The following is a 14,389-nucleotide window of genomic DNA, read 5'->3' on the forward strand; positions in this document are numbered from 1 at the left end:
CTTTTTAATATTAAAGTACTTTTAACGTCAAAATTTGTCGGTAAATCGATATCTCTTGTCGAATCGTTGATATATTGTAAGTTATGATAGATATATTCGAAAAATCGTTGATATATTGTAGGTTACGATAGATATATTTGAAAAATCGTTGATATAATTTCATTTACTATGTCATTTTTCAGTAGTTTAATAGAGTAAAAAAAAGAGCCAGCCTCAACGATGAGACTGACTCTTTTTTTTAACTAGTTTAATACTTTAACTGTAACTGTTTTACGTCCCCAGCTACTTGATGTGCCTTTATCTGGCATTAAAACGTCGATTTTATTACCTTTAATAGCTCCACCAGTATCACCAGCGATTGCTACTCCGTAACCTTCAACCCATACTTTTGAACCTAATGGAATGACACTTGGATCAACTGCAATTAGTTTCATGTTTGGATTAGCTGTTAAGTTGTGGCCTAAAGCTGATTTTACTTGGTCGCCTGCTTTATAACCATTTTCAAGTGGATCTGCTGTATAAGCTGTTGCTACAACACGTAACTCACGAGAAGATGATGGTGCACTTGTTTCAGTTTCTTTTACAACAGGTTGTTGTGTAGCTGGTTTTTGAGCTTTAACTGCTTCTTTAGCTTTAGCCGCTTCACGAGCTTCAGCTGCTTCTTGAGCCTTAGCCGCTTGAGCTTCAGCATCTGCTTGAGCTTTAGCCGCTTCACGAGCTTTAGCTGCTTCTTGAGCTTTAGCCGCTGCTTGAGCTTCAGCATCTGCTTGAGCTTTAGCTGCTTCACGAGCTTTAGCCGCCTCTTGAGCTTTAGCTTCTGCTTGAGCTTCAGCATCTGCCTGAGCTTTAGCTGCTTCTTGAGCCTTAGCTGCTTCACGAGCTTTAGCCGCTTCTTGAGCTTTAACTTCTGCTTGAGCTTCAGCTGCTTTAGCTTTTGCTTGAGTTTCAGCTACTTCCTGAGCTTTAACAGCTTCACGAACTTTAGCTGTATCTTGAACTGTAGTTGTTTTTTCAGCTTTAACTACTGGTTGAACTTTAACTGGTGCTTTACCTGTTAAGTAAGGAACATGAACATAAGCTGTTTTTCCGTTATATTCAAATTGAATCCAATCATTTTGTACTTGGTGTGTTGTTTCGATTACATCATCTTTTTTCAACTTACCAAGAATCTCTGAATCTGTGTTTGCACTAGCACGTACATTTAATACGTTTGCTGTTACGTAGTAAGTGTCTTTTGTATAGTCAGCGCTTATGAAAGCTTCTTTACCGCTATTCAATTGAACTTTTGACCAACCATTTTCTGTATGTAAAACATTTACTTTATATCCATCTAATAATTTTCCTACAACTTTTGATTCAGTAGTTGGGTTTTCTCGTACGTTTAGTACGTCAGTCGTTACGATCGTTTCTGCTTTAGCAGATGTTGTGAAAATCCCAAGACCAAAAACCGCTGCTGTTGCTATACCCATAAATTTTTTCATAATAGCCTCCATTGCATTTGTTTTCGTTGACCTCATTATAGCAACCATTATTTTCTTATTTGCGAAAAACATAAAATTACAAAGCTTTCGTAACGGGGCATTAATATTCTGTAACAATTCCATAAATATCCTGATAGCGCTTCCTTGTTGTTTTTTTGGCGTATTAGGGCATGTAAAACACAAAATGAGTAGCATTTCAATTACCGTAACATTAATAATGTTACGGTAATATTTCTTGTGGGTATCTATAGTATTACAAAAACAGCGTATTTTACTGTCTGAATGAAAAGATAGTTATGGAATGATAACCTTTTTAGATGTAAAAAGATATAAATGAGGCGAAATTTAATAAAATATCGATATAATTGTTACAAAATCAGTCGAAGCATGGAAAAAATTACGCCTTGATTTTCGTCTGTTACATAGTATTTTTGCAATAATAGGATTAGATAATAGCCTTAGTACCTATAAATAATGAAGAGTATTAGAGTGATAGTTGTAACGTGAAATATATATATAATAGAAGAAACTCGATTTAATAGGTAAATAAAAAACGCAGGAGTGTAAACTCCTACGTTTTTGTTTATTCATATCGTAAACATTCAATTGGATCAAGTTTTGCAGCTTTGTTGGCTGGTAGTAGTCCGAATGCAATACCGATTAGCATTGAAATACCTACGGCAAGAAGTCCAAGTTCTTTTGAGACAACGAGTGGCCATCCAGCAAAGATTGAGACGATCCAAGCGAAGAAAATACCAAGCATGAATCCGATGAAACCACCAAGTCCTGTTAAAATACAAGATTCGATTAAGAATTGTGTTAATACTTTACCACGTGTTGCACCAAGTGCTTTACGAATACCAATCTCACGTGTACGTTCTGTTACAGATACGAGCATGATGTTCATTACACCGATACCACCAACAAGTAAGGAGATAGCAGCAATACCACCGAATACCATTTTCATCATACCGATTGATTCGTCTAGTTGTTTCGTAAATTCACCTAAATCTTGTGCTTCGAATTTGTGCTCAAATTTAGGAGCTTTCATTTCGTTTAAGACAGAAACAGCTTGTTTTTCTACACTTTTACGTTCTGTCGGAGAGGTCATTGTTAATCTTACAGAGTCATACTCATTTACTCCTGAAATGACAGGCGCGTTTTCAAGTGATGTATAACCTTCAGGCATAGGCATTCCGAAGTCGTTTTTCGTTTCGTATACACCGACTATTTTATAAGGCTTTCCTTTTATATCTGTGTATTGGTTTGATTCCCAACCACTAAATAATTTGTTGAAAGCTTCTTCATTTAATATAACAGCAGGGATTGCTTGGTTTAGTTCACTGTCATTTAATTCACGACCGTTAACTAATTTTATTTTCGAATCTTTCATAAAGGCGCCTGTGCCACCTTTTAAATCAAGATTTACATCTTTTGAACCAGCAGATGCTTTTACTTTCATACTTACGTCTGGATATACATCTTTAACGCCTGGTACAGTTTGCAGACGGTTTAGCATATCAGGTGTGATTTTGGCACTATCTGTTCCGTAATCAGGGTTGTTGTAGTAAATCGTTACTTCATTATCTTTTCCTTGGCCTAATTCTTTTTTAAACTTTGCGTTTGTACCATCACCCATTGAGATGATAGTAATAATGGCACTAATACCGATAATAATACCTAACATTGTTAAGATAGAACGCATCTTATGAGCAAAGATAGAGGAAAGGGCCATGCGTATATTTTCACTCGTATTCAAAATTAACCTCTCCAATCTTGGACGATATTTCCGTCACGAATTACAATTTGACGTGCTGCAGCTTCCCCGATTTCACGATCATGGGTAATCATAATAATTGTTGAGCCTTGTTTATTTAATTCGTAAAAGAGGTCCATAATTTGTGTGCTTGTTTTCGTATCAAGTGCTCCCGTCGGTTCATCGGCTAAAATGAATTTTGGGTTATTTACGATTGCACGTGCAACAGCGACACGCTGCTTTTGCCCACCGGACAATTCGTTCGGTAAGTGAGTAGCGCGATCAGCTAAGCCTACTTTTGTTAAAGCAGCTAACGAGCGCTCACGTCTTTCTTTTTTATCGACTCCAGCGTAAATAAGAGGTAGCTCTACATTTTGAAGTGCTGTAAGTCTAGGTAATAACATGAAGTTTTGGAATACGAATCCGATTTCTTTATTACGTACGTGTGCAAGTTCTGTTTCAGACATGTTTGAAATGTTTTGACCAGCTAGTTCGTACGTACCTGTCGTCGGTTTATCTAAGCAACCGATAATGTTCATTAATGTTGATTTACCAGAACCAGAAGGTCCCATAATTGAAGTGAATTCTCCTTGGTTCAGTGTTACATCAATTCCGTGTAATATTTGAACGGACTCTGCACCATTTTGGAAGGATTTCGTGATGCCTTTTAAGTTAATCACTGGGCGACAACCTCCATACCATCTTTTAAGTCTTTTTCAGGCTTAGAGATAATTTCCTCTCCTTTTTTCACTCCAGAAACTTTTGCTTCGCTATCAGTCTCGAATTCAACAGTAACTGCTTGTTCTTTCGCTTTACCGTCTTTTACAACGAAGACAACATTTTTGTCACCTTTTTTCACGATACTGCTTTTCGGAACAATTGTACCAGTTGCTTCGCCAGATTTACTTGTTACGTAAACGTGGAATCCGTTTTGTAATTCGTCACTATTATCTAATGTGACAGTGAATTGATAGTTAGAAACAGTTTTATTTTCATCCATGCTCTTTAATGGTGTAGAACCGATTTCTGTTACTTTTCCTGCCCAAGTCTTACCAGCGACAGTTTTTGATGAAACAGTTACTTCTTGCCCAACTTTCATACTAGCAAGCTCATATTCAGAAAGTTGACCTTTTACTTTAAATTGACCAGCGTGACGAAGAGTAACTCCGCTCATACCTGTTTTTTCGTCAGCAGTTTTCACGATATCATCAATTACGCCATCAGCAGGACTTGTTACAGAAAGAGTGTTTACTTTCTCTTTTGCTGTTTTAATCATTTCATCAGCTTTTTCAACTTCAAACTTTTTCATTTCAAGTTGTGATTCTAATTGCCCAACTTCAGCTTCTGATGCTTTTAATGCTTCAGCAGGAAGGCCTGAATTTTTATCTTTTTGTAATTTTTGTTTCGCCGCATCAATTTGTTTTTGGAACAACGTTACTTCTTTTTGTGCGATTTTCTTTTGCATTTCTGCTTCTGTTACCCCTTGTTTAGCAGTCGGGTCATTGTATTTAAATAGAAGCTGCCCTTTTTTCACTTCATCGCCTTTTTTTACAGCTAATTCATATGTTCCTTTTGTTGGATCGAATGAAATAGTTTCAATTCCATTTGGAATAACTTCGCCACCAAATTTTTGCGCGTTTTGGATTTGTTTTTCGGTTACTTTATATCCGCTATATGCCATTGCTACATCTGAACCGCCCCCAGCAAATGCAAAGTATGATCCAGCTGCAATTCCGATTGCTACTACACTAGTAATTAACACTTTATTTTTCTTTTTCATCTATTTATCACCTTTTCGTTCGTTTTAGTATCTACATTAAGTATAGAAGAGGTGAAGAATCTGACAAATCGTTTTAGCTTACAATAACCTTACAGTTTTGTAAGGTATGAATATGTAAATGTAAGGTAGAGGTTGTCCTAGTGTAAGCAAATGAATTGACTCGTCGTTTCTTTCTTACAATAATATTGTATGGAGGAAAGGAGGAAGGAAGATGGAAGCTTATTTTAGCGCACACCCATTAAAACCATTTATTCCATACTCAAGGCAACATGCCCTTATATTATTTATTATGTTGGTGGGGATATTTTTTCTGTATCAATACCAAGATGTATTACGTCAAAGTGAGTGGAATATAACGGTTCGATATGCAATTGCATTTTTATTTATAGGTAGTGAAATTGGGCTTCATATGTGGGAGTGGAAAGCGGGGATTTTTGAGCTAGCTACTTCATTACCGTTTGAATTATGTACGATTAGTTTATTATTAGCGTCGATTATGATCGTAACGAAAAGTTACCGCATATATGAGATTGTATTTTTCACGGGAATTATTGGTGCATCACAAGCTATTTTAACGCCAAACTTGCAGTATGCTTTTCCGCATTTTCGTTTCATTGAATATTTTATCGCGCATATATTGCTCATTTGGGCACCACTCTTTATGACTTGGGTGGAAGGATATCGTCCGACAGTACAATCTATTAAACGCACAATGATATTTTTAAACATATTGATTCCAATTGTTTCGTTTGTAAATTACAAAACAGGTGGTAATTATATGTTTTTAGCTCATAAGCCAGAAACAGCTTCATTACTTGATATGTTAGGGCCGCATCCTTACTATATTATTTCATTAGAAATAGCTGCGCTTATTGGATGTTTGGTTTTGTATATGCCGTTTGCGAAAAGAGAAAGGCATGCGCATAAGGAATCACTAGGATCATAGCCTAGTGATTTTTTGTTCTTAAAATATTTACAATTCAGAAAATTAAGAATAAAATTAAGGGGTAAATTATAGAGAGAGAAGGGCGAAAATGGTCAAAAAGGTATTTTTGAATGGAATGGAAGTGACGATTCAATTTCTTATTTCGATTTTGGGGATTATTATTTTAGGGGCTTTGCCGAAATTATTTTATGGATTTAAGGTGGATGTATCAAAGTACATACAGAGTTTAAAAGAAGTGTTTGTGAACTTAATGGATATTTCCAATTTGCAATATGTGAGAGGTAAATTTTTATTTCCACAGTTGTTCGTCCATTATAAAGAAACGATTATTATTTTTTGGGCTGCTTTTTTCATTTCATTATTTGTAGCATTTTGTATCGTTTATGTAATTATGAGTAGTTCACCGCGTATACAACATCGAATTAAATCATTTCTTATCTTCCTAGAATCCATTCCAGATATTCTTCTTATTTTAGTATCACAAATTTTAGTTGTATGGTTTTTTAAACAAACAGGTTTTTTACCTTTTCAAATTGCTTCAATTGGAGGCGAGTCGATTAGAGGATTGCCGATACTTTGTTTGAGCATCCCGACTACGATTATGTTTGTAAAAATGGTAGTGCTTCGTTTCGAAAATGAATTAGAAAAAGATTATGTACTATTTGCTAAGGCGAAAGGTTTGGGGCGTTTTCATATTTTAAATCGTCATATTTTACGAAATGTGTTGCTTAGTACACTTTTCTTTGCGAAAACGAATATCTTTTTTATGTTATCTAATTTATATATTATAGAATGGATTTTTAATACGGGTGGTATTTTCATGTTTTTAAAATCGTACGAAGGTATTAGGGTGGAGGTTTTCATCGTTAGTGTACTGCTTATTTATATTCCGATTTTTATTTTATTTAAATTGTTTCATTATCTCATTCCGGCTGCGATGAAGGAGAGATTATAATATGTGGACGTATATAAAACGTGATAAAAGATTTTGGATAAGCATTGGGTTTCTTCTCATATTAGTTCTTTTGAGCATCGGAAATACGTTATGGAATGATGGACACATTAGGCAAGTTACATTGCAATATGATGCGGATGAAAATCCACAAGTGCCACCGTTTTCACCTTCATTCCAATTTTTACTCGGGACAGATCGGAAAGGATACGACCTTTTACATTTAGTTATTGAAGGCGCGAAGTGGACGATTGGTATATCTATTTTAATTGCGGCACTTAGAATGGTAATAGGTGTGTTCTTTGGTGTTGTACTTGGAACATATGTAAGAAGAGGTTTTTCAAAGATTGAGGCTTTTTTTGATAGTTTCACAGTTATTCCAACAGTTATGATTGCGTATTTTTTTCTTCAATTTGCAAATCTATTTGGAAGCGGGGAGGAAACAACAAGCTTTTTTGAAAGGGCTTCGTTTCAAGTTGTATTACTTGTAATGCTTGTGATGCCAGTTATTGCACTGTATGTCGCGAAGGAAGTTCGTAAATTACAAACGGAAGAATTTGTTGATGCTGCGCGCATATTAGGCGGATCGAGGAGACGTATTGTTATAAAACATCTTTTTCCGCATATCTATATGACTTTTATACTCGTATTTCTTCAACAGTTTACGCAGACTCTTACTATTTTACTGCACTTAGGATTACTAGAAATATTCTTTGGTGGAACGGTTAATTTTTTAGGGCCGATAGAAGAAATAGAATCTTATACACATGAATGGTCAGGTTTAATTGGAGTCTATTTTAGATCATTAACAGTGCATCCATGGATTCCTCTCGTCCCAATTACATTTTTCGGGCTTACTATTTTTTCAGGAAATATGATTTTGAAAAGTATAGAAGAGGCGATGTTGAAAGTAAGATTAGGAGGAGAGATAAAGAGGGACGTTGTAGAAGAGGAACAATCTGTTGTGCAGTCGAAAGAAGAGTTATTTACTTTTAAGCATACGATGTGAAAATAAAAAGAAGCAAGCATGTATTTCATGCTTGCTTCTTTTCTTTATTTTGTAGAAACTTCGCCTTCAGCTTCTGTTTGCGGAATAAAGTATCCGATTATACCACCAATTATTGCTGGAACGATCCAGCCGATTCCTAAGTTATAAAAAGGAATCGTGTGTACGATATTAGCGATAAAACTTGGTATCATTCCCACATTATCAAGTGCGTGAATACAGCTAATAATAAATGCTGCGATCATTGCTCCGATGTAGACAGAAGGTTTACGTTTCGTATATTTGTCGATAAATGATACGAAAACTAAAATGATTGTAATTGGGTACAAAATAATTAATACAGGTAGTGTGATTTTAATTAATAAGCTTAATCCTAAGTTTGAAATAACGAAGCTAAAGATACAAACGTATAGTACAAGCTTTTTGTAGGAAACATTTGTTAGTACTGTTGCGAAATAGTTTGCAAATGCACTTACAACACCAATTGCCGTCGTTAAACAAGCGAAGATAATGGCGATACTTAATAAAATATTACCGCTTGTCCCAAAGAATTGATACATAACAGTAGCTAATAGTTGACCACCGTTTTCGAATTGCCCTAAGTTCCCGTTTGAAGCTCCGATATAACCGAGTAAGAAGTAAACAATTGTTAAGAATAGAGCAGCAATGCTTCCGCAAATGATTGTATATTTTGCGATAGATTTCTTCTCTTGTATACCGTTTTGACGAATTGCATTTACAACAATTGTTGATAGTACGAGAGCGCCAATTGCATCTAACGTTAAAAATCCTTCGAGAAATCCTTTGAAAAACGGGATGTTTTTATAGTCACCGATAGGCTCTGCAAATGTTCCTGGTGAAAGAATCGCTTTTGTTGCCATAATTGCAATAATTACAAGTAAAATTGGCGTTAATATTTTACCGATATGATCTACTAGCTTGGATGGATTTAATGATAAGAAGTAAACGACTGTAAAGAAAATCGCACTAAAAACTAACATAGAATACCATTGATCTGGGAAAAGTGGTGCAATCCCGATTTCATAAGATACAGATCCAGTTCGTGGAATAACAAATAGTGGGCCGATTGAAAGATAAATAATGATAGCGAATACTGCTGCGAATTTTGGATGAACACGGCTCGCTAAAGTGTTAAAACTACCACCAGCAAGGGCAACAGCAACGATAGCAAGTAAAGATAAACCGACGTCTGTAATAATAAATCCTGTAATAGAAACCCACATATTTTCTCCGGAAGAAAGACCGAGAAGGGGCGGGAAAATCATATTACCAGCACCGAAGAAAACTGCGAATAGTAATAAACTAATCGAAAGTATTTGCGCTGGTTTTAAAGTTGTACGCATATAAAGAAAATCCTCCTAATGAGTATTTTTGTCGAAAATTCAAATAATTTGTCGAGTAACTGTTATTATTTTAAAGGTCTGATGACTAGAAAGCAATAGGGAATTTTGAAAAAATTAAAAAATAATGCATTAAATCGAATAAATATACTATTTATATGTTTAATAGGAAGGATTTAACTTTTAACATAAAAAAACACATATCGCTAGGATACGTGTATTAAAAATATATTTTTCTATCGCGTTCTTCTTTTAAAATTTCAACCGCTTCTCGGAAACGTTGTGAATGGACAATTTCTCGTTCGCGTAAAAAGCGTAAACTGTCATTTATATCGGGATCGTCAGATTGGTTAATAAGCCATTGATATGTGGCACGCGCTTTTTCTTCAGCAGCAATATCTTCGTATAGGTCGGCAATTGGATCACCTTTAGCTTGTATATAGGTTGCAGTAAATGGAACACCAGCTGCGTTATGGTAATGAAGTGCGCTGTCATGGTCAACGTAATGAGGGTCGAGACCAGCTGCCTTCATCTGTTCAGGAGTCGCATCTTTTGTCAGCTTATAAACCATCGTAGCAATCATTTCAAGATGTGCAAATTCTTCTGTACCAATATCGGTAAGGAGGCCAATGACTTTATCGGGAATTGTATAGCGCTGATTTAAGTAACGTAGTGCAGCAGCTAATTCTCCATCTGCACCACCGTATTGCTCAATTAATAATTTTGCAAGTGCTGGATTACAAGTTCCCACTTTAACTGGGTATTGTAATTTCTTTTCATAAATCCACATAGTTTCTCTCCTTTATATTTGCCATGGCCAAGGACCTTTGCTCCATTCCCAAGGGGCATTAGAATAGCTGTTTCCAAACTGTTGGAGTGGTCCGTATTTTTCTTCCATCTTTTGTTTTAATACTCTCCGCTTATAGGAAAAGTCATTAAATTGATTAATCGCGGCGGTGTCATCTGGATGTGTATCTAAATAAAGAGTGAGTTCAACTAGTACAAAGTCTAATTCTTGAAGCTCCAGTAAAAGCTGATAGTATTCTTCTGGTAGCGATTGATTCACGTCAGTAGTCACCGCCCTTTTTTATAAGGATTTTCATAATAGTCATAAAAAACAGGCCATAAAGTCCCTTTTTGTAGTGCTTCTTTTGGTGTGAATTGAGGCAAGTTTGGCGGTTGAAAGCCTAAAAATAAATTAGGAGGAGTAGAATAATATTTTTTTCCGATAGGAGGACAAGGATCGAGAGGACTATGATAGGGTACGAATGATCTCATATATTTATTCATGAATAAACCTCCTTACATGTTCATTACTACGTATTGTATTCAGACATAATAGGCCTTTATGACACATATAAAAAAGTAATAGGTACGGGGGGAATGAATGTGGAGAATGTGAAACAATTCATTGTATTGGAAGTGAAAAACTTAAAGGAAACTTTGTATTTTTATGAAGGGATTTTAGGAATCAAGCCTAGTTTAGAAAGACCCCAATTAGATGTAACAGGGGTTTGGTATGATGCTGATTCAATGAGAGTTAGTTTTGTAATGAATCGTAGTTTGGGTGGGCGTGAGAAGAGTGTTACGGATTCGGTTGATGTACTAATGTTTTCAATTTCTAACATAGAGAACTTAAAAAAGAGGTTAGTGTTTTATAAAATTGCATATACAGAAAACAAAAGTGAGAAGAGTATTGTAGTACAAGACCCAGATGGATATAAACTTAGAGTGATAGAGAAGGATGAATAAACGGAGGGGATTTAGTGGAGAGGAATTATGAAGAAAGTGCGTTGTTTGAGCATCAATTTTGGCTAAAGGTGCTTACTGATCATTCACAATTTTTACTTGATGCATTAGCTCCGAAGGAAAAAGAGGATATAAAGAAGGCCACTTATTTTCTTGAAACATTTACGAATCTTTTAAATAAAGTTCATAATGTGAATCTCATTGCACTTTCAAAAGAGGCAGAACGAGCCGCAAAGGAAATACGAATGTTTAAATTAAGTATTATACAGAAACAACTCGAGGGAAAAATCACTATTCATTTTACGCCAACTTTCATCAATCATATGGTAAACGAAGTAGAAGAATATATAACGGTGTTAGAATTTTTAAAGAAAGGAGAAGTTCCGCCTGTTTTTCATGAATTACATTACCATCTCGTTTGGTTAACGGATGCGGCTGGTCATGCAGGCTCTATTTCTGGTGGATTAGATCTTGTTGAAAAAAGATTGAAAGAGAAAAGTGAAGAATTTACGAAGCACTTTGAACAATTTTACTTAAAGGCAGTTGAGATGACAGGTTATTTACGGACAGAGCTTCATCATTTTCCTGCATTAAAGAAGTTTACAAAAGATGTTTCACTTGAGTTAAAATTATTTTCGCATTTTCTCCATGAGGTTGAAGAGATGGAGTTATCGAATGAAATATTAAGTGCATTATCTGCTAGAATGGCGGATCATATGGCAAGAGAAGAATGTTATTACTTATTAAAATTAGCACAATCTTCTGGACTTGAGATGCCAAAATGTAATCCGCTTTAAAGAAAAAAGAGGTCAATTTTATTTGGCCTCTTTTTCTGTTTTATTGTCTCTTTTTATTTTTGTTTGTTCAATACTTGCCTGTAATGTCTCCATAATATTGATGATGTTTGGAGCAGGAGAGATGGTTTCGGTTTTTTCCTGTTGTTCAATTTTATTTTCGATTAATTCGGTAAGAGCTTCTTTATATTCATCTGTATATAACTCTTGTTCAAAAGGATTTGTAAGATGGTGGATTAAATTGATTGCTGCTGTGAGTTCTTGTTTTTGAATCGTATAATTTTCGTTACTTGGTAAGTTAGGTGTATTTGTTATATCGCGAATTTCATTAGGGTAGTGAATAGTTTGTAATATAAGCCCATCTTCAAAGTTACGGATAATAGCTAAATGTTGTTTTTTTCTAATGGAAATATGGATAAGACCAAGTTTATTCGTACGTTCAAGAGCTTCTTTTAATAATAAATACGATTTTTCATGTCCTGAGGTAGGGCCTATAAAATAAGAACGATCGTAGAGAACAGAATCAATTTCGTTATTTTGGACAAAAGATATAATACGAATAGATCTTGGTTCGTGAGCTTTTTGCAACTCAGCTAATTCTTTTTCATCCATAATAATGTACTTATGAGGTGCGTATTCATAGGCTTTTACAATATCTTTATCATCAATTTCTTCATCCGTACAATCAGGAGCAAATTTTTTATATTTAATAGGTGTTAAGCATTCTTTATGAAGACTTAAAAATTTTATATCGTTTTCTTCTACGGCACTGTATAGTTTGATTCCTATATTTAATAGTCCAAGTGAAAGTGCGCCTTTCCATACGGTATGCAAATGAAACATCTCCTTTCATTCAAAAACGATTATGTATATTATTAGATAGTAAGAAATTTCCTATACGTTTATTTGTTTTTAGTAAAGAGTAAGCGAGAGAGCTTGAGATATAAAATATATTGACAAGCCCCAAAAAATATTTTAATGTGATTGTATAAAATTGTGTATATAAAGGGGAGTAACTTATTACAGTAAAGTCGTCATTACAGGGAGAAACCCTCGGCTTTATTGGCAACGTTTCGTTGTTAGTGAGACCTTTACCAGCAATGGTAAAGGCCCCTTATTGTCTTTTTTAGGACCCTTACCATGTTTGGTAGGGTCCTTTTTGTATACAAAGAGAGGAGATATAAAAATGAAAAAACTTATTAGTAGATTAAGAGTTGTATTTCATGTTCGCCGATTTGTTCCATTCCTATTTGACTTTTTCACTTCAAAAGAGGTTTCAATAAAGAAGAAAATTTTATCTATTGCGTTTTTAGTTGGTTATGTTGCGATGCCGCTCGATTTAATTCCAGACTTCCTGCCGTTTATCGGTATTTTAGATGATATTGGAATTGTGTTATTTATTTTGAACCGAATTGTAAAAATGGCGCCAATTCAATTACAAGAAAAGCATAACGTAAACGTAGGATAGGAGTTAAAAATATGGAGCAAAATATTTTAGATATAATCGAGTTTTTAAAGCAGTTTTCTTATTTTGGAGTTGTGTTAGCATTAACGTTTGAATTTATTCCAGCAGAAGTAGTTTTGCCCATGGTTGGTTATTGGGTGTACGAGGGAGATATGAATTTTTGGCTTGCTGTACTAGCTGGAACCCTGGGCGGAACGACAGGACCTTTAACTTTATATGCACTCGGTTATTACGGCGGTCGTCCTCTATTAATAAAATACGGGAAATACTTCTTCATTAAAGAAGAACAAATTCAAAAAGCAGATGATTTCTTTGAGAAATATGGACCGGTTGTAGCATTTGTTGGACGCTTTGTGCCAGGGGTTCGAACGCTTATTTCTGTTCCGTGTGGTATGGCGAAAATGAACATATGGAAATTTAGTATATATACATTTGTAGCAATGTTCCCGTTAACGACTTTGTATGTTTATTTTGGAATGAAATTAGGTCCGCATTGGGAAAAGGCAGCGGACGTTGTTGGGCAATATATGCTACCAATATTAGGCGGCGTTATTCTTATCGTGGCTAGTATCTTTGCCTATAAATATATGAAGAAAAGAAACAAAACGGAATCTATCTAGTCATTTGAATATTTTTTGAAAATAGATGAATAGTACAGGCAAAAGACTCTGAGGGACATACACATATAGGGAATATAAAAGAGAGAGGGGAAGCAACTATGTCTTGTGAGTGCTCAGGGTCAGCATTAACTTGTTGTCCAGATAAAAATTATGTGCAAGATAAAGTGTGTAGTCCGTGGTCTGCTACTGTAGTTGCAACAGCAATTGATAATGTTCTCTATACAAATAATATTAACCAAAACGTAGTTGGTACTGGTTTTGTTAAATATGATGTTGGACCAGGCCCAATTACTGTAGAAGCGCTTGATTCTGCTGGGGGTACAATTGATACACAAACATTAAACCCAGGAACGAGTATTGCTTTTACGTATCGTCGCTTTGATAGTATACAAGTTGTGTTACCTGCAACACCTGCTGGAACGTATCAGGGAGAATTTTGTATTACAACACGTTATCCACTTTCATAGCAGAATAGGAGA

At 35.3% G+C, this 14,389-nt stretch carries 17 protein-coding genes; 8 read left to right on the forward strand and 9 right to left on the reverse strand.

Annotated features, from left to right (window positions below; genetic code table 11):
- Window positions 1-242 precede the first annotated feature (242 nt).
- From entC to ACQRBL_RS04120, 4 genes are all read right to left on the reverse strand, one after another.
- Window positions 243-1,604, reverse strand: a complete 1,362-nt coding sequence (gene entC, locus ACQRBL_RS04105) for a cell wall-binding protein EntC (RefSeq protein WP_411996101.1) — start codon at window positions 1,602-1,604, stop codon at window positions 243-245.
- 460 nt (window positions 1,605-2,064) lie between these two features.
- A complete protein-coding gene (locus ACQRBL_RS04110) occupies window positions 2,065-3,216 on the reverse strand; it encodes an ABC transporter permease (protein WP_411996124.1) in 1,152 nt (383 codons plus the stop codon).
- Window positions 3,217-3,242: 26 nt separating this feature from the next.
- Window positions 3,243-3,917, reverse strand: coding sequence for an ABC transporter ATP-binding protein (locus ACQRBL_RS04115; protein ID WP_000609100.1), 675 nt, complete (start codon window positions 3,915-3,917; stop codon window positions 3,243-3,245).
- Window positions 3,914-5,017: an efflux RND transporter periplasmic adaptor subunit gene (locus ACQRBL_RS04120; protein ID WP_000728804.1), complete on the reverse strand. Its 1,104-nt coding sequence runs from the start codon at window positions 5,015-5,017 to the stop codon at window positions 3,914-3,916. The genes ACQRBL_RS04115 and ACQRBL_RS04120 overlap by 4 nt, the downstream gene beginning before the upstream one ends.
- A gap of 211 nt (window positions 5,018-5,228) precedes the next feature.
- Between ACQRBL_RS04120 and ACQRBL_RS04125 the strand changes: the two genes are divergently transcribed.
- The 3 genes from ACQRBL_RS04125 to ACQRBL_RS04135 all read left to right on the forward strand — a co-directional run bounded on the left by ACQRBL_RS04125 (window position 5,229) and on the right by ACQRBL_RS04135 (window position 7,924).
- Window positions 5,229-5,963 (forward strand): TIGR02206 family membrane protein, encoded by a 735-nt coding sequence (locus ACQRBL_RS04125; protein ID WP_000388700.1) that lies wholly within the window; start codon window positions 5,229-5,231, stop codon window positions 5,961-5,963.
- 88 nt (window positions 5,964-6,051) lie between these two features.
- The gene (locus tag ACQRBL_RS04130) at window positions 6,052-6,918 is read left to right on the forward strand and encodes an ABC transporter permease subunit (protein ID WP_411996102.1); all 867 of its coding nucleotides are present in this window, start codon (window positions 6,052-6,054) and stop codon (window positions 6,916-6,918) included.
- A gap of 1 nt (window position 6,919) precedes the next feature.
- A complete protein-coding gene (locus ACQRBL_RS04135; protein ID WP_411996103.1) occupies window positions 6,920-7,924 on the forward strand; it encodes an ABC transporter permease in 1,005 nt (334 codons plus the stop codon).
- A 44-nt stretch (window positions 7,925-7,968) separates the two neighbouring features.
- Here the strand turns inward: ACQRBL_RS04135 and brnQ2 are convergent, their stop codons facing one another.
- From brnQ2 to ACQRBL_RS04155, 4 genes are all read right to left on the reverse strand, one after another.
- A complete protein-coding gene (gene brnQ2, locus ACQRBL_RS04140; protein ID WP_023521227.1) occupies window positions 7,969-9,285 on the reverse strand; it encodes a branched-chain amino acid transport system II carrier protein BrnQ2 in 1,317 nt (438 codons plus the stop codon).
- A gap of 217 nt (window positions 9,286-9,502) precedes the next feature.
- Window positions 9,503-10,072 carry a spore coat protein CotJC gene (gene cotJC, locus ACQRBL_RS04145; RefSeq protein WP_000265278.1) on the reverse strand — a complete coding sequence of 190 codons (570 nt, stop codon included), beginning with the start codon at window positions 10,070-10,072 and terminating at the stop codon, window positions 9,503-9,505.
- Window positions 10,073-10,084: 12 nt separating this feature from the next.
- Complete coding sequence (locus ACQRBL_RS04150; protein ID WP_001076510.1) at window positions 10,085-10,348, reverse strand: spore coat protein CotJB; 264 nt, start codon at window positions 10,346-10,348, stop codon at window positions 10,085-10,087.
- 8 nt (window positions 10,349-10,356) lie between these two features.
- A complete protein-coding gene (locus tag ACQRBL_RS04155) occupies window positions 10,357-10,572 on the reverse strand; it encodes a spore coat associated protein CotJA (RefSeq protein ID WP_001046257.1) in 216 nt (71 codons plus the stop codon).
- A 33-nt stretch (window positions 10,573-10,605) separates the two neighbouring features.
- Here ACQRBL_RS04155 and ACQRBL_RS04160 point away from each other — a divergent pair, with 33 nt between their 5' ends.
- Together ACQRBL_RS04160 and ACQRBL_RS04165 are read left to right on the forward strand one after the other, a co-directional pair.
- On the forward strand, window positions 10,606-11,034 hold the full coding sequence (locus tag ACQRBL_RS04160) for a lactoylglutathione lyase (protein ID WP_167332611.1): 429 nt from the start codon (window positions 10,606-10,608) through the stop codon (window positions 11,032-11,034).
- 14 nt (window positions 11,035-11,048) lie between these two features.
- Window positions 11,049-11,828 carry a DUF2935 domain-containing protein gene (locus ACQRBL_RS04165; protein ID WP_023521229.1) on the forward strand — a complete coding sequence of 260 codons (780 nt, stop codon included), beginning with the start codon at window positions 11,049-11,051 and terminating at the stop codon, window positions 11,826-11,828.
- An 18-nt stretch (window positions 11,829-11,846) separates the two neighbouring features.
- On the opposite strand, the gene ACQRBL_RS04170 is transcribed toward ACQRBL_RS04165, so the two are convergent.
- Window positions 11,847-12,659, reverse strand: coding sequence for a Ku protein (locus ACQRBL_RS04170; RefSeq protein ID WP_411996104.1), 813 nt, complete (start codon window positions 12,657-12,659; stop codon window positions 11,847-11,849).
- A 352-nt stretch (window positions 12,660-13,011) separates the two neighbouring features.
- On the opposite strand from ACQRBL_RS04170, the gene ACQRBL_RS04175 reads away from it, so the two are divergent.
- The 3 genes from ACQRBL_RS04175 to ACQRBL_RS04185 all read left to right on the forward strand — a co-directional run bounded on the left by ACQRBL_RS04175 (window position 13,012) and on the right by ACQRBL_RS04185 (window position 14,377).
- Window positions 13,012-13,293 (forward strand): YkvA family protein, encoded by a 282-nt coding sequence (locus ACQRBL_RS04175; RefSeq protein WP_000733842.1) that lies wholly within the window; start codon window positions 13,012-13,014, stop codon window positions 13,291-13,293.
- An 11-nt stretch (window positions 13,294-13,304) separates the two neighbouring features.
- Window positions 13,305-13,910 (forward strand): DedA family protein, encoded by a 606-nt coding sequence (locus ACQRBL_RS04180; RefSeq protein ID WP_411996105.1) that lies wholly within the window; start codon window positions 13,305-13,307, stop codon window positions 13,908-13,910.
- Between the two features lie 98 nt (window positions 13,911-14,008).
- Complete coding sequence (locus ACQRBL_RS04185; RefSeq protein ID WP_001277540.1) at window positions 14,009-14,377, forward strand: DUF3992 domain-containing protein; 369 nt, start codon at window positions 14,009-14,011, stop codon at window positions 14,375-14,377.
- The last annotated feature ends 12 nt before the right edge of the window (window positions 14,378-14,389 follow it).

Source organism: Bacillus sp. AF62 (assembly GCF_050312695.1).
GTDB classification, from domain to species: Bacteria; Bacillota; Bacilli; order Bacillales; family Bacillaceae_G; genus Bacillus_A; species Bacillus_A cereus.